Origin of the sequence: Nitrospira sp. (assembly GCA_005116745.1) — a bacterium.
Taxonomy (GTDB): Bacteria; Nitrospirota; Nitrospiria; order Nitrospirales; family Nitrospiraceae; genus Nitrospira_D.
Window position 1 is genome coordinate 324,439 of the sequence record SWDS01000002.1, and the last position, 18,910, is coordinate 343,348.

The 18,910-nt window shown below is 56.4% G+C and carries 18 protein-coding genes; 3 read left to right on the plus strand and 15 right to left on the minus strand.

Annotation, left to right across the window (positions count from 1 at the left end):
- Nucleotides 1-11: 11 nt before the first annotated feature.
- The 11 genes from E8D52_03640 to urtA form a co-directional block, all read right to left on the minus strand.
- Nucleotides 12-971: a hypothetical protein gene (locus E8D52_03640; GenBank protein ID TKB70152.1), complete on the minus strand. Its 960-nt coding sequence runs from the start codon at nucleotides 969-971 to the stop codon at nucleotides 12-14.
- 2 nt (nucleotides 972-973) lie between these two features.
- Nucleotides 974-1,645, minus strand: a complete 672-nt coding sequence (ureG, locus tag E8D52_03645) for an urease accessory protein UreG (protein TKB70153.1) — start codon at nucleotides 1,643-1,645, stop codon at nucleotides 974-976.
- Between the two features lie 90 nt (nucleotides 1,646-1,735).
- Complete coding sequence (locus E8D52_03650) at nucleotides 1,736-2,422, minus strand: hypothetical protein (GenBank protein TKB70154.1); 687 nt, start codon at nucleotides 2,420-2,422, stop codon at nucleotides 1,736-1,738.
- Between the two features lie 82 nt (nucleotides 2,423-2,504).
- Nucleotides 2,505-4,223, minus strand: a complete 1,719-nt coding sequence (ureC, locus tag E8D52_03655) for an urease subunit alpha (protein ID TKB70370.1) — start codon at nucleotides 4,221-4,223, stop codon at nucleotides 2,505-2,507.
- Nucleotides 4,224-4,225: 2 nt separating this feature from the next.
- Nucleotides 4,226-4,723, minus strand: a complete 498-nt coding sequence (locus tag E8D52_03660) for an urease subunit beta (GenBank protein ID TKB70155.1) — start codon at nucleotides 4,721-4,723, stop codon at nucleotides 4,226-4,228.
- A 48-nt stretch (nucleotides 4,724-4,771) separates the two neighbouring features.
- On the minus strand, nucleotides 4,772-5,074 hold the full coding sequence (ureA, locus tag E8D52_03665) for an urease subunit gamma (GenBank protein ID TKB70156.1): 303 nt from the start codon (nucleotides 5,072-5,074) through the stop codon (nucleotides 4,772-4,774).
- A gap of 200 nt (nucleotides 5,075-5,274) precedes the next feature.
- Complete coding sequence (urtE, locus tag E8D52_03670) at nucleotides 5,275-5,988, minus strand: urea ABC transporter ATP-binding subunit UrtE (protein ID TKB70371.1); 714 nt, start codon at nucleotides 5,986-5,988, stop codon at nucleotides 5,275-5,277.
- 45 nt (nucleotides 5,989-6,033) lie between these two features.
- Entirely contained in the window at nucleotides 6,034-6,756 is a 723-nt protein-coding gene (urtD, locus tag E8D52_03675) for an urea ABC transporter ATP-binding protein UrtD (protein TKB70372.1), read from the minus strand.
- 38 nt (nucleotides 6,757-6,794) lie between these two features.
- Nucleotides 6,795-7,928 (minus strand): urea ABC transporter permease subunit UrtC, encoded by a 1,134-nt coding sequence (gene urtC, locus E8D52_03680; GenBank protein TKB70157.1) that lies wholly within the window; start codon nucleotides 7,926-7,928, stop codon nucleotides 6,795-6,797.
- Nucleotides 7,921-9,483: an urea ABC transporter permease subunit UrtB gene (gene urtB / locus E8D52_03685; GenBank protein TKB70158.1), complete on the minus strand. Its 1,563-nt coding sequence runs from the start codon at nucleotides 9,481-9,483 to the stop codon at nucleotides 7,921-7,923. Before urtB ends, urtC begins: the two co-directional genes overlap by 8 nt.
- 572 nt (nucleotides 9,484-10,055) lie before the next feature.
- Nucleotides 10,056-11,426, minus strand: coding sequence for an urea ABC transporter substrate-binding protein (urtA, locus tag E8D52_03690; GenBank protein TKB70159.1), 1,371 nt, complete (start codon nucleotides 11,424-11,426; stop codon nucleotides 10,056-10,058).
- 789 nt (nucleotides 11,427-12,215) lie between these two features.
- Between urtA and E8D52_03695 the strand changes: the two genes are divergently transcribed.
- Nucleotides 12,216-13,010 (plus strand): hypothetical protein, encoded by a 795-nt coding sequence (locus tag E8D52_03695; GenBank protein ID TKB70160.1) that lies wholly within the window; start codon nucleotides 12,216-12,218, stop codon nucleotides 13,008-13,010.
- Nucleotides 13,011-13,115: 105 nt separating this feature from the next.
- Here the strand turns inward: E8D52_03695 and scpB are convergent, their stop codons facing one another.
- The 4 genes from scpB to E8D52_03715 all read right to left on the minus strand — a co-directional run bounded on the left by scpB (nucleotide 13,116) and on the right by E8D52_03715 (nucleotide 16,521).
- A complete protein-coding gene (gene scpB, locus E8D52_03700; GenBank protein ID TKB70161.1) occupies nucleotides 13,116-13,925 on the minus strand; it encodes an SMC-Scp complex subunit ScpB in 810 nt (269 codons plus the stop codon).
- Nucleotides 13,910-14,719, minus strand: coding sequence for a segregation/condensation protein A (locus E8D52_03705; GenBank protein ID TKB70162.1), 810 nt, complete (start codon nucleotides 14,717-14,719; stop codon nucleotides 13,910-13,912). The genes scpB and E8D52_03705 overlap by 16 nt, the downstream gene beginning before the upstream one ends.
- Nucleotides 14,720-14,790: 71 nt before the next feature.
- Nucleotides 14,791-15,927, minus strand: a complete 1,137-nt coding sequence (locus tag E8D52_03710) for a pentapeptide repeat-containing protein (protein TKB70163.1) — start codon at nucleotides 15,925-15,927, stop codon at nucleotides 14,791-14,793.
- A gap of 192 nt (nucleotides 15,928-16,119) precedes the next feature.
- A complete protein-coding gene (locus E8D52_03715) occupies nucleotides 16,120-16,521 on the minus strand; it encodes a hypothetical protein (protein ID TKB70373.1) in 402 nt (133 codons plus the stop codon).
- 375 nt (nucleotides 16,522-16,896) lie between these two features.
- On the opposite strand from E8D52_03715, the gene E8D52_03720 reads away from it, so the two are divergent.
- Both E8D52_03720 and E8D52_03725 read left to right on the plus strand, forming a co-directional pair.
- A complete protein-coding gene (locus E8D52_03720) occupies nucleotides 16,897-17,274 on the plus strand; it encodes a hypothetical protein (GenBank protein ID TKB70164.1) in 378 nt (125 codons plus the stop codon).
- 20 nt (nucleotides 17,275-17,294) lie between these two features.
- Nucleotides 17,295-18,839, plus strand: a complete 1,545-nt coding sequence (locus tag E8D52_03725) for a class I SAM-dependent methyltransferase (GenBank protein ID TKB70165.1) — start codon at nucleotides 17,295-17,297, stop codon at nucleotides 18,837-18,839.
- The last annotated feature ends 71 nt before the right edge of the window (nucleotides 18,840-18,910 follow it).

An 18,910-nucleotide genomic window follows, 5' to 3' on the forward strand; every position in this document is an offset into this window, starting at 1 on the left:
GAGCGGTGTGCTTAGTACTTGCGCAAAGACACCGGCGGGAGATTCAATAACCCTTCACGCACGGCTGCCCATAACGCATCGAGCATCGCGGTGAGGTCAGGGGCCGTTTGAGCCAGTATCTTGACGGCAAGCCCCGGGACAGGTCCAACAGACACACCTCCCAAGACTTCCCCTGGACGAGTGTCCAAGATCGTGGCGATTTTTGACTCCAATTCGTTCCACACCTCTGATGGCGTACTATCGTTCACCACATAAAGCGAAGCCACATAGTTCCATTCTTCCACCAAACCAACACGTCCTAAGTCCGTAGATGGATCAAGAACATATCGCTCAAGCAGCGTACTGCCGGACGCCATCGTAATTCGAATATCGTTCTCCAGATCCGTAAATGCCCATCGCTCTCCACTGGCGATACGGCCAGATGCGACAGCATCCCATAGCAAGAGTGTTGCGCCAGGCGCCAGAGTGGCCTGGAGAGTCTGCCGAAATCGAGAACCGGCAAAAGGGATCGTATGTTCAGGGAACCACTCGAGCACCGCGCCAGAGCCGACCGTGATATTGACGTGCTGTTCGGACACCTTTCCCTCCGTCCGATAGACACGGTTGGCAGAAGGGGCAGAAATCAGGACATGCGCATCCTGCTCCACCTTCATGTCAATGGACAGATGATCACCGCCAACAAGACCGCCGGAGGGGTTCACCAGAAGTGTATAGGCGGCTCCCGTGTCATCAAGATAGATGGGGGGGAGCAGTTTCCAAGGTGTGGTGAAATATGAGTGCGAGATAATAGTCTGGTGATCACACTTCGTGTAGGTGAGCTTAAGCTCGCCGACCCGTCCGACCAATTCCGTCACAAACCATCCTGGAGCCTTCTTTTTCAAGGAAGGCTTTCCTTTCCCAGAAGGTATTCTTTTTGAGGATGTACCGGTTTCCCGAGACGTCCTCTTGTGCTGTCCCTCCCGAGTCGGCATGGTTAGGAACGCCTGGCTCGTTGCGGGATGCGCTCCTCCACCCAGGCCACTACGGCATCCATGCCCTCGCCGGAAAGAATATTCGTGAACGCGAACGGCAGATCCCCGCGCATTTTGCGGGTATCCCGATTCATGACGGACAGATCCGCGCGCACATGCGGCGCCAGATCCATCTTATTGATGACAAGAAAATCTGATCGAGTGATCCCTGGTCCACCTTTTCGTGGGATCTTGTCACCACCCGCCACATCAATCACATAGATGACGTGATCGACGAGCTCAGGGCTAAAGGTCGCGGCCAAGTTGTCGCCCCCGCTTTCCAGAAAGATCAATTCAACATCCGGATGGCGACGAAGCAGATCGTCAATGGCTTCCTGGTTATGCGAGGCATCTTCCCGGATCGCCGTATGTGGACACCCCCCCGTTTCAACACCAAGAATCCGGTCAACCGGCAAAGCACCGCGCGTAGTCAGGATTTCCGCGTCGATTTTCGTGAAAATATCGTTCGTCACGGCGGCAAGGCTGAATCGATCGCGCAACCGCTGACACAGCGCTTCGACAAGCGCTGTCTTCCCTGATCCAACGGGACCTCCAATACCAATGACCGGAATGCCTTGTTTCCGCGCTTGAGTCGGAGTCCAATTGTGACTGTGCTCACGATTTAGATCATGCATGGTCATCCCACGAGCGGACCGTTGAGACCGAAGGCCCTCAACGGCCGTTCTGTTCCTTTCTATGCGTCACGCATGCTCGCTGACTCACGATTAAGACCGAAAGAGTCTCCATTCCAGAGCACCATGCCGCATGGCATAAATGTCTTGAATCGGCGACCACGAGCTCATTGCGCTCTCTGAGTCAACGTCTCGACTGATCCGCTCAATCAATGGCAGCCATTCGCCCAAGATGCGCTGCCCTTCATGTTGTCCAAGAGGGCTGAGTCGCATGGCCGCGGAGATAAACCCGACCGCAGCTTGATACAGGAAGGCAGCCGCCGTGTCCTCTTGGCTCCAACCTGCTGCACCGAGCGTGAGTCCGAACGTGATCGCTAAATGGCCAGGAGCGCGCGCGGCCTCGACCTCGTCACAATATGCCGCAAGAATCGGTTTCCCTCGGATTTGATCCGCCGCAACTCGGATGACTTGCCGCCCCATTTGACGGCTGGCCAACCGCGATGCTCGACTGAGCTTCGCCGCCTCGAGCATTCGATCGATAGCCAGCGCCATCGAAATTTGTCCGGCAGCTCCTGCTCGATTGGCTCTTTTCGTGGCCAGGGCGTCTCGTCGGCTCATGCCACCTCGGAGCAAATCCTCGATGTACCCGGCAAGTTGATCGGAGGTTTTTACAGCACCACCTTGAACGGCAGCTTCCAAACCCGACGAAAATGCGTACCCGCCAGACGGGAAAAACGTATCAACAAACCGCAACCCTTCAAGCAATGCAGACGTATTCATGGGGCATGAAGAAACAAAAACAGCCAGTCAGCGACCTTCACACTACATCCGCTACAGGTAGCCGAGCCAGCCGTCATTTTCGTCAAAACAAGAAATACCGCTGCGCCATCGGGAGCACGACGGCTGGCTCACAGGTCAGTCGCACCCCGTCGGCTGTCACGACGTACGTCTCCGAATCAACCTCGATTTTGGGAAGGTAGTCGTTCAGCTTGAGGTCCCGTTTTTTGATATTCCGGCAATTCTTGACCACAGCCACACGCTTCTGCAATCCAAGCTTCGTTGGGATCCCTCGATCTAGTCCTGCCTGCGACAGGAAGGTCAGACTGGTGCTGGACAGCGCCCTCCCAAAGGCACCGAACATGGGCCGGCTAATAATCGGCTCCGGTGTGGGGATTGACGCGTTCGGATCGCCCATCTGTGCCTGAGCGATAAACCCGCCTTTCAGCACCATTTCCGGCTTGACTCCGAAGAACGCCGGCTTCCAAAGCACCAGGTCGGCGAACTTCCCGACCTCCACGGACCCAACCTCATGGGCAATCCCATGCGTGATAGCAGGATTGATCGTGTACTTGGCCACATACCGCTTGGCGCGGAAGTTATCATTCTGCGACGAGTCTGTCCCCTCATTCGGCGACAGATGGCCCCGCTGGACCTTCATCTTATGCGCGTTTTGCCAGGTCCGGATGATGACTTCTCCGATGCGACCCATGGCTTGCGAGTCAGAGGACATGATACTGATCGCGCCTAAATCATGGAGGATGTCTTCCGCCGCGATGGTTTCTCGCCGGATTCTGGACTCGGCAAAGGCCACGTCTTCCGGAATTCTTGGATTGAGGTGATGGCATACCATCAACATATCCAGATGCTCGTCCATTGTGTTGGTCGTAAACGGCATCGTGGGGTTCGTCGACGAGGGAAGCACGTTCGGCTCGCCGCACACTTTAATGATATCCGGTGCATGACCGCCCCCGGCGCCTTCCGTATGGAACGTATGGATCGTTCGGCCCTTGAACGCCTTGATCGTGTCCTCGACAAACCCTGCCTCATTCAACGTATCGGTATGAATCGCAACCTGCACATCGTAACGCTCCGCCACGCTCAGACAGGTGTCGATCGCTGCCGGGGTCGTCCCCCAATCTTCGTGCAGCTTGAGACCTATGGCGCCGGCCTCAACCTGCTCATTCAATCCATCGGGATGGGACGAGTTGCCTTTACCCAGAAATCCAAGATTGATAGGAATACCCTCGGATGCCTCCAGCATGCGATGGATATTCCATGGTCCTGGCGTACAGGTCGTCGCGTTGGTACCCGTCGCAGGACCAGTGCCCCCGCCGATCATCGTGGTAATGCCAGCCGATAGCGCGTCCCAATATTGTTGCGGACAGATGAAATGGATGTGGGTATCAATGCCGCCGGCCGTCACAATATGTCCTTCTCCTGCGATCACTTCCGTTCCGGCACCAATCTCCATTCCCTTGGTCACATTCGGCATCAGATCAGAATTGCCTGCCTTCCCGATACCAACGATCCGCCCGTCTTTGATCCCGATATCCGCCTTCACTATCCCGGTGTAGTCGAGAATGAGGGCATTGGTGATGACCGTATCGAGTGCACCGTTCGCGTTCGTCACCCGCGGCGACTGGCCCATCCCGTCTCGAATCACTTTCCCGCCGCCGAACACCGCTTCTTCTCCGTACGTCGTAAAGTCTTGCTCGACTTCGATAAGCAGTTCCGTATCCGCTAGCCGGACACGATCACCAGTGGTGGGGCCGTAGAGTGAGGCATATTGCCTTCTTGGAATTTTCACCGGACGCCTCCTTTTCCAGAAAATCCGCGGGTACCCGCGAGCGACAGCGCGCGACCCTTGACCTGCGCATCATCGAGTGATCCTTCCGTCAATCCATTGATGCCATAGGCAACCCGCTTCCCGGCTAAGGCCACAACCGTCACTCGCTTGTCCTCGCCCGGCTCGAACCGAACCGCCGTGCCGGCGGGGATACAGAGCCGAAATCCGAACGCTTGTGCACGGTCGAATGTGAGGGCATGATTGGATTCGAAGAAGTGGCAGTGGGAACCAACTTGGATAGGTCGATCCGCGACATTCTTGACGGTCAGCTCCCTTGTTTCACGCCCGTTGAACGCCTCGACCTCGCCGGCGGCGGTCAGAATCTCCCCTGGAATAACCGGCTTCCCCAGCTCAGCTTTGATCACGTCGGCAAGCGACCTCACGGTTTTCTTTGGCGACTGCTGACGCTTCGCCGAACTTCGCTTCGCCGAACTTCGCTTCGTCTTCTTCGGCATGGCTCCCTCCTACAGGGATACAGATGGGTGGTTGGGCACGAGTTGCGCTTATCGAATTGGATTGTGGACGGTCACCAGTTTGGTCCCATCAGGAAAGGTCCCTTCGACTTGAAATTCATGAATCATCTCCGGCACACCAGGCATCACATCTTTCCGCTTGAGGAGCGTCGTGCCGTACGTCATCAACTCGGCGACGGTTTTTCCGTCACGAATACCTTCCAGGACAGCGGCAGTGAGATACGCAACGGATTCTGGATGATTGAGTTTGAGGCCTCGCTTCTTGCGATCAGCGGCCAGTTGTCCCGCAACATAAATAAGTAACTTTTCCTGTTCTCTCGGGGTCAGATGCATGAGCTTCCCTCCCTAGCGCAATGACTCTCCCATTTCTTGGCAAGAACACTCGATGCGGGCAAGAGCATCCTCTCTCTTAGCGAAATCTAAGCATTCCTACTGTAGAGTTGCAATCCCTGTCTAGACGATTGGCAATCCCGATAGTTCATCGAGGCAAGTCCAAACAAACAAGAGGCAGGAGATACCTTCCATCGCACCCACTACACCGTGAGATGTTGCCGCACCATGTCGGCATTCAACTCCGTGCTCTTGCCCTGAGCCATCACGGCTCCTTTGGCCATAACCACGTACTTCTCCGCCAGCCGGGCGGCGAAGTGGAGGCCTTGTTCCACCAACAGAATCGCGAACCGGCGCGACTGCTTAAAGCCGATAATGACATCCTCAATCTGATCGACGATCGAGGGCTGAATCCCTTCGGTCGGTTCATCCAATAACAGGAGCTTCGGACTGGAGAGAATGGCGCGGCCGATTGCCAACTGCTGTTGTTCCCCACCACTTAAGACCCCACCCGGACGATGAAGAATCTGCGTCAACTTTGGAAACAGGTGATAGACCTCATCGAAAGCCTCGCGTTCAGAGACATCACCCGTGATGGACGGGCGGTTCCAGTACCCGAGCAAGAGATTTTGGTGCACGGTCAAGTGCGGGATAATCTCGCGCCCTTGCGGCACGTACGCCAGCCCTCGCTTAGCCCTGAGATCCGTGCGATCCTGCGTGATATCTCGCCCATCAAACGTAATGGTGCCGGACCGAGCCGGCAGCAAGCCCGTCAGCGTCTTCAACGTGGTCGTCTTCCCCATCCCGTTTCGGCCCATCAGACACACCACTTCCCCCGCCTCAATGGTGAACGAGACATTCCGCAGAATATGGCTCTCGCCGTAGTACGCGTTGATATTCTCGAGCGCTAGAGTCATCCGTGGTGTTTCGTGTGCCATATGCAACGCAGCTCCGTCTTGTCCCTAATGGGCCACCTTGGCCCGGCCAAGGTAGATTTCTCGAACATGGTCATCCGCTTGGACGGCTTCGACCGTACCTTCGCAGATGACGGTCCCCTCAGCGAGCACCGTCACGATCTTTGCAATCTGCCGGACAAAGTCCATATCATGCTCGATCACGACGATCGCCTGCTTTTCCGATAAGGACGTCAGCAAGCGTCCGGTCTGCTCCGTTTCCTTATCACTCATCCCAGCCACGGGCTCATCGACCAAGAGCAACGAGGGGTCCTGCAAAATCACCATGCCGATCTCCAGCCATTGCTTTTGGCCGTGAGACAAAGCCCCGGCCCGATCATGAGCATGATTCGATAAGCCGATGGTCTCCAACGTCTCCTCAATGCGCGCGCGCTCCGCCGCCGACGACCGGCCCATCAAGGTCGGAAAGACGCCCTTACTCGGGCGCTTGACCGACAGATCCAGGTTCTGCCAGACCGACAAGTTGCCATAGACCGACGGCGCCTGAAACTTCCGGCCCACGCCCAGCTTCGTAATGTCTTCAGCATTCTTCCCAACTAAATTGGCCCCCTTGCCGAACAGGATCTTCCCAGAGGTGGGTCTGGTCTTGCCACAGATCACATCCAAGAGCGTTGTCTTGCCAGCTCCGTTCGGACCGATGACGACACGCAACTCGTTATAATGAACACTAAAGTTACAGTTGTTCAACGCCTTGAATCCGTCGTAGTCCATAACGACGTTTTCGCAGTTGAGAATCAGGTCTCCGTCGGTCACGCCACGGTCCCCCCTTCTGCCTTGATCGCCGGCGCCGGGGTTTCCTTGCGTGCCGTCGCTTTCCGAATCATCCCCAGCAGTCCATCCGGAAACATCGTCACCACGACCACAAAGAGTCCGCCAAGGATAAAGGGCCAGGCCTCCGGAAAGTAGTTGGTCAACACGCTGCGGCCATAGTTCACAGCCACCGCCCCCAAGACCGCGCCGATTAACGTGCCCCGCCCGCCGACCGCCACCCAGATGACCACCTCCAGCGACGGCAACACCCCAATCTGCGCAGGGGTAATAATCCCCACCTGCGGCACATATAGCATGCCCGCTAATCCTGCCAGCCCTGCAGAGACCACGAAGACAAAGAGCTTGTACTTCCAAGGCGTGTAGCCCGAAAACGTGACGCGGGATTCACTGTCGCGGATCGCAATGAGGACATTGCCCGCGCGTGAGGCCACAATCCACCGACAGAAGAGATACGCCGCCACGAGCGCGAGAACCGTGATGATATACAGTCCTCGTTGGGTCGACGGGTCTGAGAGCCTGAACCCGAGGAGCTGTTTAAAATCCGTCAACCCATTCGTGCCACCTAGCCGCGTCTCGTTCCGATTGAACACCAGCCATGCCGCAAAGGCTAAGGCCTGGGTGATGATGGCAAAATAGACGCCCTTGATGCGGCTGCGAAACGCCAGAAACCCGAAGAGCGTCGCGAAGAGGACCGGCACGAGAATGGCGCCGAGGAACCCGCCCACAAAGCTCTTGAACGGGTACCAGAACAGCGGCAGCTCTTTGACCTGCGTCCACACCATAAAGTCAGGCAGTTCGCTGCCATACACACTTTCCGCCCCGATCTGCAGCGCCAGGTACATTCCCATGCAGTAGGCGCCTAATCCGAAAAAGACCCCCTGGCCCATGCTGAGCACACCGCAATAGCCCCAGATCAGGTCCAATCCCAGCGCGAGGATGCCAAACGCCAAGAACTTGCCGAATTGATTCAACCGAAAGTCAGAAAGATGCAGCCAGGAGTCGTCGGCTGGCAGCACATTCAGCAGCGGGAGGAGAACGAGTAATACCAGTCCGACCAGGGACAACGAGACAGTCTCGCGGCTATCGGGACGAGCAACCGTTTGTTCAGGCATCGGCGTTGCGTCCTTTCGCGGCAAACAGGCCCTGTGGCCGCCACTGCAGGAAGAGAATCACCCCGACCAGGATAAAGACCTTCCCATAGACTGCCCCGCTGACGGGCTCGATCAGCTTGTTCAGCCCACCAATGCCGAGCGAGGCCCAGATCGTCCCGGCGAGTTTTCCGACTCCACCGGTCACCACGACCATGAAGGCATCAACGATATAGTTCTGCCCGAGTCCGGGATCAACATTGCCCACCATGGTCAGCGCCCAGCCTGCGATCCCAGCCAGCCCGGAGGCGAAGGCAAAGGTATAGGAGTCCACCTTGCGGGTCGGGATCCCAAGACAGGCGCTCATATTGCGGTTTTGCGTAACGGACCGGACCCGAATGCCGAGGTTGGATCGGAACAATAAGAAATAAATCCCAAGCACGCACACGATCGAGAGCAGGATGATGAAAATCCGATTGTACGGCAAATAGACGCCGACCATCACTTGCGCCCCGCCGCGCAAGGCTTGCGGCGCAATGACCGCCGTCAGGTCGCCGAAGTATACCCGCGCCGCCTGCATGAGGATTAAGCTCACGCCCCACGTCGCCAGCAGGGTCTCCAACAGTCGCCCATAGAGAAAGCGAATCACGGTCGCCTCCAGCACCCAGCCAAAGGCGGCGGCCGAACAAAAGGCAACCGGCAAGGCCACGGGGAAATACCAATCGAAGACCTCGGGAGACAACCAGCTAACGAACGCCTGTTGTGTGACGAACGTGGCATAGGCGCCCACCATCATCAACTCGCCGTGCGCCATGTTGATGACCCCCATCAAGCCGAAGACGATCGCCAGGCCCAGAGACATCATCAACAAAATAGAACTGAGGCTGAGGCCTCGAAAGAATGTCTCGATGGCATCCGCCCACCAGAACCATGCGTCAATCTGCCCGATCGACGCATGCGCCGCATCCGCCAACGCGCGCTGCTCGTCCGTGGCTCCACTCTGGGTACCGGCTTCAAGCAATTCTTTGAGCGCAGACAGCCCGTTCTGGCTTCTGAGCTCCCCAAGCTTCTTGACAGCGACTACTCGGACCGCGTGATCCTCAGCACGAAGCCGGAGCAGCTGTGCGGATTCCTCCATCGTGTACTTGACCCACCAGACAGGCTCCTTTGTGGCAGCCTCTTCAAGCCAGACAATGGCTTCCGACCGGCCGGTGCCGACCAGATCGGCGGCGGCTGACCGTCGGGTATCCGACTGGGCATTGGTGAGATTGGCATGGTTCTTCAGCAGATCGATCACGGGCTTGAGGGCTTGCCGGGTTGCCCGATCCGCCTCGGCACGGATTGCATCGAGCTTGGGAAGCAGACTCGCATCACCCTGCGCAATGAGGAGCGCCGCCGCCGTGCTCCGGACCGCCGCATCCTCACTCGTGATGTCGAGAAGGGCCTGTTCGATCGGAGAGCTGGCTCCTGCAGCAACCTCCGAGGCCAACGGTTGCTCTGCCACTGCCGTTCCTTGTGAAATGATCAGGAGAAAAAGAGCAACAACAATTTTGGAGAATAGAACAAATCCTCTACGCATGGATCTCCATTTTGGTGATACTGGCCGACTCACAATCAGTCAGGCGCTTCCGCGCCGTTCTTCACCGAATACAAGGGATCAGACATAGACCACCCGGCAAAGTCTGAAACGCAGTCCACATTCGCAATTGAACCCGCCCTATCGCTACTTCTTGATTGATGCAGTAATCATTCTACCCATGTTGCGGCTCAAGATATCTCACAAAAGACAGTGTAGACCTATCGGGGAAATCCTGAAAGATCGGTGGGAGATCCCCTAGGGAAGTGGAGCCGTCCAATTTACTGCAGGGGCCCAATCGTCGCACTGTGGAGAGCTGCGTCCTCGCTCTTGAGCTTGATACGCGCAGGTTTGATCGAGCTGCCAGCGAATCCCACACAAGCGATGCACATATGCATGTGGAGCGGGCCAGGCTCATTACCAAGATAACCTCCGTGCATAAACGTCAGCAGCAGACAGCCTCAAGCAGGAGGGGCTGGAATCTTCGTCACGAACGATTCCAGCCCCTCCCCGACAGACGTTGGACCCAGTATCGGAACGGCCGGTGAGCCGGCAAACCGGCTTGCGTCCCGCTCCTATTTCTTTTGATACGTCCCTTGATGATTAATCCAGTCGCACCCCTTCTCGGGGTTGGTGTACTCACTCCACGGCTCAGGCTTCACCAGGCCTTTGGAACGATGCACGACCTTGAATTGACCATTCTTGAGAATTTCAGCGATCAGCACCGGCTTATGGGTGTGCTGGTTGGCCTCATCCATCATGATCTGGCCACCCGGCGCCAGGAACTTCTGTCCGTAGACCGCCTTGCGCACGGCGTCCACTTCAATGGACCCTGCCTTTTCCACCGCCTGCTTCCACACATAGACGCCGAAATAGGCGGCCTCAATCGGATCGTCGGTGACCCGGTTTTCACCGTCCGGCAGATTGTTCCGCTTGCAATAGGCCTTGAAGGCTGCCACGAACTTCTTATTTTGCGGCGTCTCCACGCTCTGATAATAGTTCCACGCCGCCAAGTGCCCGACCAGCGCGCTCGTATCCATGCCGCGCAGTTCGTCTTCGGCCACGCTGAACGCCATGATCGGTGCGTCTTCAGCGCGCATGCCCTGATTGCCAAATTCTTTATAGAATGGCACGTTGCTGTCCCCGTTGATGGTACTGATCACCGCCGCCCCGCCGCCGGCCGCAAACTTCTTCAGCTTCCCGCAGATGGTTTGATAGTCCTGGTGATGGAACGGCGTATATTCTTCCTCGATGTTGGACGCCGGCACCCCCTTCGCCAATAACATGGCCCGCAGAATCTTGTTGGTCGTGCGGGGATAGACATAGTCGGTCCCGAGGAGATAAAACTTCTTGAAGCCGCCGCCTTCGGCGCTCATGAGGTATTCCACCGCCGGGGCCGCCTGTTGATTGACCGCCGCACCGGTATAGAACACGTTGCGGGAACACTCTTCGCCTTCGTACTGCACGGGATAGAAGAGCAAGCCGTTATTCTTTTCGAAGACCGGCAGCACGGATTTCCGGCTCACCGAGGTCCAGCAGCCGAACACCACTGACACTTTGTCTTCCAACAGCAGCTGCTTGGCCTTCTCGGCAAACAGGTCCCAATTCGACGCTGGATCGACGATCTTCGCCTCGATCTGCCGCCCCATGACGCCGCCGGCTTTGTTGATTTCCTCGACGGCCATCAGCACGACATCGCGCAAGGATACTTCGCTGATCGCCATCGTGCCGCTCAGCGAATGGAGGATTCCAATCTTGATCGGTGGGCCGCCCGCCCCATACGACAGAGCGTACTGGCCGAGGTTGCCCAGGAGTGCCGCCACGCCGACGCCGGCCGCCACGCGCCCGCTCTGGCCGAGAAATTCTCGTCGCGACGACCCCGGGTGTTCAGTAGGGGCAATCGATTCCTTCACGTCCTGTAAATCCTGCGGGGTGTTCTTGTCCATCGTGCATCACTCCTTATGTGTCTGCCGTGAGTTGCCAACTGCCGGTCCCTGCTGCTTCCGCTAAGCACCGCTCTCCAAAACGATCGGCCACCTGGCATAAGCCTCTCGCGCAAAAGTTCTTCGAGCGGGCCACTGTACAGCCTTACACCGAGCTACCTGGCTCATAAATAGACTCCTCTCCCTCCTTTCTTTTGGAACGTTCAGGGAGCCAGTGGAAACTATCGGAACTACCTAAAGGGGGCCACCGAGAGTGGATGTTGACGTGTAACGTGCGTTGTATGGAATGGGCGTTGCTACGTGATTGACAGCTTCGCTTGCGCCTCATGAGCATTTAAACTCGTTCTCCTCCGTGGGGCGACAGGATTGTATACAAAATGTTCTCGCCCCGTCAAGGTCGCTGTCCGCTCATCAATGCACGTGATTCGTCCGCAAACCAAGAGAGGAAGCCATCCCCGGCTGAATGCTCTATACCTTTCTGCGTCGTGAGGCAAACCCCATCTGACTCACTTGCTCACTCAGCAGAAGGATCACCCTGAATATCGACCTTACAGCTACTATCCTCCAGGATCACACGACCTGATACAAGCTGGCTACTGGTGTTTTGTTTTTAACGGATGTTCCTGTTACACTGCATCCCGCTTGAACTCAACCAAGCAACACAACATCATGAATGTCACGCAACGCTTCTCTTCGATATTTCGCCTCAGCCTGCTCATGCTAAGTTGTTTGGCAATTGGTTGCGCCGGACCTCGCCCTACCACACTTATTCACGAGGCCCCTCTCGGCACAGTGTTCCTTGAGGATGTCTCCAGTAACTCGTCCCAGGCGGCACATCCCATCAAATTGTCCGAAACGACCGTCGCAGATATCTTGCGCGGAGTACACACGAAGGAAAAAAGCGGACTCTTGCTGCTGCTCGGCAAAGCCTTGAAGACAACGAACCTGAACGATATTCGGACATTCTCCGAGGATGACATCGCATTCTTGACTCCACATATTGCCACCGCCCTTGCGCGAGCGACGCCCAATCAACGAGTGGGTTTTCATATCTATTCCACACCGCAGCTATCACAGGCTCCAACGGCCAATCAAAATAGAGAGACGACCTCGGGGCATCTCTTCGCTGACGGTCTCTCGCTACATTTCACGTTGACTCACTACCGATACTATCCAGGGAAAAAACCCACCGCGAGCCAAAAGGAGCCACGTCCACTCCCGGATACGGATGGCCTGCGCGACCGTGAAGTGACCTTCCTGCCAGAAGCCGCCCTCCGACCGGACGCATATGACCGATCGAGCTGGATTGGAAAGTCGGAAGATCGATCACTCGCCATTGATTATCAACTGCTGGCGAGAGTCCTTGCCACACCTCCACCTTCGCCCCCTGTTGCGCAGCCGGCCCCCACGGTCGCAGCGCCCATTCCACAACAGCCCCCATCGATTCCAGTGCAAGCCGCACCAAGTGAGAGGAATGAGGCCGACTTGCAGGCGTTTAAGGAAGAGCTGAAAGCGCTCCAGAAAAAGGTGGACGAACAGAGCGCCGAACTCCAGCGACTCAAGAGCCCACCACCCAAGAAAAAGTAACGCCCTCACGACGGAAGCTGACGGACGCGAAGGGTCTGGTGACGGTTCGAAGACTCATCCCCACACACCGGCCTTCGCCTGAGCTCCCGACGATCTGTTCGTTGACTATTGAGCGGCAGGAAGGGGATCCAGCATTTCATCGAGAGGAGCAGACGTTTGAAGATCATCGCTCACTGAGGGCTCCACACTTGACTCGATCGTCTCAATCGATCCCTCCTCAGACAACACCTCTCCACCGTCCATCGGAAGGAATGCTTGCTCCGCCTCACCAAGCTCCTTGAATTCACGAAGAGGTGGCAGCTGCGAGAGGTCGCTCAAACCAAAATGTTCAAGAAAGAATTTGGTCGTCCCGTACATGATCGGACGACCGGGGACTTCTTTGCGTCCGACGATTCGCACCAGTTTTCGCTCCAACAGCGTGCGCAAGACGCCGGACGTCTCCACTCCACGGATTTCTTCGACCTCCGACCGCACCAACGGCTGTTTGTAGGCAATAATTGCCAATGACTCCAGCGCGGACCGGGACAGCTTCGCCGATGTCTTGGCCTTGTCCAGCCGTTTGATCCAGGGCGCATAGTCCAACTTCGTCACGAGACGGTATCCGCCGGCGACGACAGCCAGTCGCACCCCGCGCCCATCTTGATCGAGCGCTTGGCCAAGATGTCGCAGCGCCTCTTCCACATCAATCTTCGGCACATTCCCCATCACGGTCACAAGGCGAGCCACAGACAACGGTTCGGAAGAAACAAAGAGCAGTGCTTCCAGAATCGCTTGGAGTTCCCCCAATCCTTGCACCTGAGGGCCATTGATACTCTGATCAGACGGCGATCCATTCGCCTCTTCGCTATTCACCGTACTCGTCTCCGGCATCTCATGAACCAGATCCGCCGTCAGTAGCGTCATGTCCCCCTCCATTCCATATCGACATCGTCAAGTTCTGCCGGATCAGGCACCAAGGAGAACATCCGTGAGACTAAAATCGGTCCGAATGTTTCCACTTGGAATACACGAGCCACCCGCAGTCTCATCAACTCAAGTAAGGCCAAGAACGTCACGACGACCACCAGCCGATGACTCGATCCCTCAAACAGCGCAGCAAATGAGACCGAGTCTTTGCCTCCAAGTATTTCCAAAATGAGATTCATTCGCTCGCGTACCGTGAGATTGTCAGGCGCAATCTCAATGAGCTTGCTGCCAGGATTCCGCTCAAGCACTCCCTTGAGCGCATCGACCAGATCAAACAGCGAGACATTCTCCAGCGAAAGATCCTCCTCAACCGCTGCGTCTACTGAAAGCGCTTGCTCACGCCAAAAGATCTCATTCCACATCTTTTCCTGGTCGTCGAGCTGACGGGCCGCTTCTTTGAAACCCTTATATTCCAGCAGCCGTCGAACGAGCTCTTCCCGAGGGTCCGGCCCTTCCTCGTCATCGTCGGACGTCTCATCAACCGGCAACAGCATTTTGGATTTGATCTGCAAGAGCGTCGCCGCCATGACCAAAAAATCCCCTGCCACATTGAGATTGAGTTCTTCCATCGCTTCCAGATACTCGAGGTATTGTCGGGCAATCATCGCAACGGGGATATCGTAGATGTTGATCTCATTCTTCTTGATGAGGTGCAGCAAGAGATCCAGTGGTCCCTCGAAATTTTCGATACGGACCTGGTACGGAAGCTCTGGTTGCTCAAAATCTTCTGCCTGAGAGTCCACGGCGTCGTTATATCAACTTATGGGGTGACGGGCAAGCCTGATCCTATATGTTGGGGATGATCGAGTGCTCTTCATTTGAGCTTTGCGGCATACGCCACGAGCAAAGCGGCCACGATGAGAAACATCACAGTGAGCGCATACTGTCCATTACTGGTTTGAAGAAGGCCGCCAGGCTGAGCTGATTCACGTCGTTTTGCTTGGTCTAATAGAGGCGGGTGATCGAACCGTGCCTTTACCAGATCGTCTTGTTGCCGGAACTCAGCATGGGAGAAGTCAGCTGATCCTAAAAACTGGGCACCCGCAAAGACCGCTTCGCCCTCAAAGGCCGCAAAGCCAAAGAACGTCTCGCGGCTGAAAATCGCTTCACTGAAGCTGACCCGCCCCTTGAAGCGACTCCCTGAAAATCCTGTCCCCAGGCCGAACCTCGACCGCTCAAATACCGCTGGTTGCTCGAACGTCACTTCTAGGAATTCCGCCATACCGTCGAAGAGCGCGCTGGTACAGTCCACCGAACCTCGAAATGTAGATTGGTGAAATCTGGTGCTGGGGCCAAACTTGGTCTCCCGACACCCCACCGGCATGGTGAACTGTCCCTGGACAAAATAGGCTTCTTTTTCGAATGTGGCTCGTGAGAGCTCGACCGGCTTGTGGAACACCGACCGAGAGAGATCCACACCTTCCTTGAAATGGGACCCAGAAAAGTCGACAGGTCCTTCAAACCGAAGCGTGCTGTCGGTTGCCCGATGGCGCACTGCGCCCACCACCACGGAATCTCGCAGGCTCAGTGCCTCACGAACAATTCGCTGCCCGTTGCCGCCGACATGATCCTCGAGGTTCGCTCTCTCCGAGGTACGCCCTGGTGAGCCTCCCGTCGTCTGTACGGCTAGGCGATCGAAGATCAGGTCCCCGCGCACCAATACACCAAGGAGATCCACGGAACGCCCCTTGGCGATCGCATCCATAATCACTTCGCCACGCACGGCATGGCTCTCCCGCTCCGCCTGCGTGCAGCTGGGCGAGAGATGGATCACGAGCCCCGCGTCAATTCCAGTTGCAGCTGTCTCGGCAACGCAACCAGCATTGGCCTCTCGTGAACAAGTCACCATGGCACAGAGAAGCACCAGCGCCAGGCACCAGGGAGACCGTCTCGTTTTCAGCATGGCAGTGAGTGAACGATCGAAGCGGCGATGGAACAAGGTGCTGGCCACATTATTTCATGGAGGAGAGAGACGAAACATTCAGAAGATAACGAGACACCGCCGCTGGAACCGATCAGTTCCAGCGGCGGTCAGTGAACACACTGAGCGACTCCAACCTGAGAACCCTCGCTCTTGCACAAGAGTTTACATCGAACAGAAGATACGAGGGACCTAGCCAGAAGTCCCAGAGGCCATGAGATATCAGTTATTTCGATAGTCGTCGTCCAATAAGTCTTCAGATTTATTGATTAACCCGTCCCTGTCATCATCGGCATCAAGATCGAGCTCCTCTTGGGCGTCATCTTCCTCGACCTCGTCCTCCATCCCCAGCTCATCACTGTCCATTTCATCTTCATCGTCAAGATCAGCCTCGTCCGGCTCCATAGGTATCGCTGGTTTCGTCACTACGGGCTTGCGTGGCGCTACATCCGGCTCCGCCACGAATTTCTTCGCGGGTGCGCTCGGTGGGCTGACCTTGGGTGCAGCCTTTTTCGCAGGTTTGCCAGCCGCTTTCTTGACGGTCTTTTTCTTCAAGGCCGACTTGGATGCCTTGACGGCCGCCCGCTTCTTCACTGTCTTCTTGACAGCCTTCTTCTTCGGCAACGGTGCAGTCTTTTTCGTCCGCGACGATTTTTTCGTGACGGCTTTCTTCTTCTTGTTCGCCATTCCGATCCCTCCTCTTCATTTCAGCCAGGCGCAACGGCCTCCATCTAGCATGAACGAACAACCTCTTGCAACCACCCCGCTTCTTGGCCTCCATCGATTGGCTCGTTCGCCCGTTCTTAGGATTTCATGGAGAACGATTCTGGCATCCTACGAGGTGCGGTACGGTGGGCAGATGGCAGGGCACCACCCCCAAGCGATCCGGCTCAATCGCATGCTATTATGACGAGGCGCCTCGAGCACGAGCCTGAATCCTCTCTTTTACTTCCGGCTCTTATGAAGAAACCGCCTTATTGAGCATGGAGTAACGCCGACGTGAACCGCTTACGCATCATAACGATTGCCCTAGGGATCGGAACCGCCACAGGTGGACCCGCCCTGGACCTCTCCCCTGCCACACAGATCCTGATGGAGAACGGATCGCCCTATTACATTCCTGCCACCGCCACCGTGGCGAGCGGCATGCCCATTCGCTGGAATAACCCGACACCAACCCACCATACCGTCACCCACAGTGACTGCGTGAAGGAAGAAGGTCCCTGCCTGTTCGATTCTGGGACAGTGGCACCAGGAGGACACTTTACGGTGACGGGCTTGCCGGCCGGCCGGTACCCCTATCACTGCAGTATCCATCCCATCATGCGAGGCCAGCTGGTCGTGACTGACAATCCCTCAACACCGTCGCAGCTGTAACACATCGATCATCTTGCAGGATGGCTGATCGCTCCTGTAGGCTGCCGATGCTTAGCACGAAAAAACTGCTCGTTATGAAACCCGCTGCCGCTATCCATCCACCCTGGAGCTTGACTGGAGAGGCCCTAAGCCTCCTGGCCTGGCACATGCCCGACCTCGTCGCGTATCACTCTCACCTCGACGAATGGTGGTTTGCTCCGCTCGATGACAACCTGCCGCTCATCCGACTGAACCGCACCGGCCTGGACCTGCTCAAGGCGATGAACGGCCATGCGACGGTCGGTATGCTCCTTGAACAATACGGCGCGACAATCTGTGGGCCGGACGGGCAACCAGGGTCCTGGCATCTTGAACGATGGGCCACGCCCAACTATTCCCTCTGCTATTTCGGAACGGACCCACCAGGAGGCCATCGACACAACGCCAAGTGGGATATCCTACTCCAACAGATCCGTGAAGGTTGGTCGGGCCAGGATGGGTTCGAGGGCGAAGAGCATTTGGAATCATTCCATCATCACGAGCTTGCCCAAAGCAAAGAAGATGACAGCCACTTTGACCTGATCGAAACCACCGTCTCTCATCTCTTCCGTGAACCGAGCGAAGCCCTGAGCGGCTTGACCTACGGGCGGCTCCTCATGCGGCAACTGCGTCGACTCGGCTGGTTCAACCCCAAGCCGAAGGTTCTCCTGGAAATCGGTGGAGGACTGGGCTACCTTGCGCAAGAACTTGGCAAGGATCTGTTGCCCTTTGAAAAGCAAGGCATCACATACTTGTCACTCGACATCACGCAACCGTTCCTCACACTCCAAGTCACTCGAGCCAAAGTCGGCGGATGGCAGGTCTCCGGCACCAGGGCCAATGCCGAATCGCTTCCGTTTGCCGATCACTCCATCGATCTCGTGATCGACAACGAGAACATGGCAGACATGACACCGGTGCAACTGAGCAGAAACGAGCTGACGTGTGGGGTCGGAGAGACAGCACAACATCAAGAAGCCCTGGATTGGATCAGGCGGCTTCGCCTTCCAATCGAACAGAACCCGCCTGAATCAGTGATCTTTAACCTAGGACCGATTCGCTTCGTCGCTGAATTGTGGCGAGTGCTCAAGCCGGGTGGCCGAGTCTTTCTCACCGAGTTCGGCATTGAAACTGGTTGGCCCGCGCCCGTGAAGCTGCCGGGACATACAGAATACGAGGTCCAATACAACCACCTGCGGCAAGCAGTCCGTTGGCTCGGCTTTCAGGAGCGGTATCTGTCCCTTCCACAATTCCTAGGACTGAAACCGGACACAAAAGTCCTCTGCACCGGCGCCACCTACACCATCCAGCGGTTCTGTCAGGCCACCAATAAATCCTTTGCCGTGCGCGCCTATACAGAAAAGGAATTACAGCAAGCTCTAGGTGATATGCTTCCCAAACTCCAGGGCCTCCACTATCACGACCTCGCCGATCCCGCGTGGTTCGGCCTCCAAGACTTCAAAGTGCTGTTGTTGGAAAAACCAGGAGGCGCACCAAAAGCCCAGTTCACTGAACAACATGGCTATCGGTGGTATTCGCAGAAGTAGAGGGCTTGAGGGTAGCCTGGTTAGTTCCCCGTGCTCGCCGACCGCGCACACAAGAATTACCAAATTCTCAG

Coding starts and splice junctions, on each gene's coding strand:
- E8D52_03650 (TKB70154.1), bottom strand. CDS start 2,422: ATGAATACGTCTGCATTGCTTGAAGGGTTGCGGTTTGTTGATACGTTT.
- E8D52_03660 (TKB70155.1), bottom strand. CDS start 4,723: ATGCCGAAGAAGACGAAGCGAAGTTCGGCGAAGCGAAGTTCGGCGAAG.
- urtD (TKB70372.1), bottom strand. CDS start 6,756: ATGGACTACGACGGATTCAAGGCGTTGAACAACTGTAACTTTAGTGTT.
- ureA (TKB70156.1), bottom strand. CDS start 5,074: ATGCATCTGACCCCGAGAGAACAGGAAAAGTTACTTATTTATGTTGCG.
- E8D52_03725 (TKB70165.1), top strand. CDS start 17,295: ATGGCTGATCGCTCCTGTAGGCTGCCGATGCTTAGCACGAAAAAACTG.
- ureG (TKB70153.1), bottom strand. CDS start 1,645: ATGCATGATCTAAATCGTGAGCACAGTCACAATTGGACTCCGACTCAA.
- urtB (TKB70158.1), bottom strand. CDS start 9,483: ATGCGTAGAGGATTTGTTCTATTCTCCAAAATTGTTGTTGCTCTTTTT.
- urtC (TKB70157.1), bottom strand. CDS start 7,928: ATGCCTGAACAAACGGTTGCTCGTCCCGATAGCCGCGAGACTGTCTCG.
- scpB (TKB70161.1), bottom strand. CDS start 13,925: ATGGAGGGGGACATGACGCTACTGACGGCGGATCTGGTTCATGAGATG.
- urtE (TKB70371.1), bottom strand. CDS start 5,988: ATGACTCTAGCGCTCGAGAATATCAACGCGTACTACGGCGAGAGCCAT.
- urtA (TKB70159.1), bottom strand. CDS start 11,426: ATGGACAAGAACACCCCGCAGGATTTACAGGACGTGAAGGAATCGATT.
- E8D52_03640 (TKB70152.1), bottom strand. CDS start 971: ATGCCGACTCGGGAGGGACAGCACAAGAGGACGTCTCGGGAAACCGGT.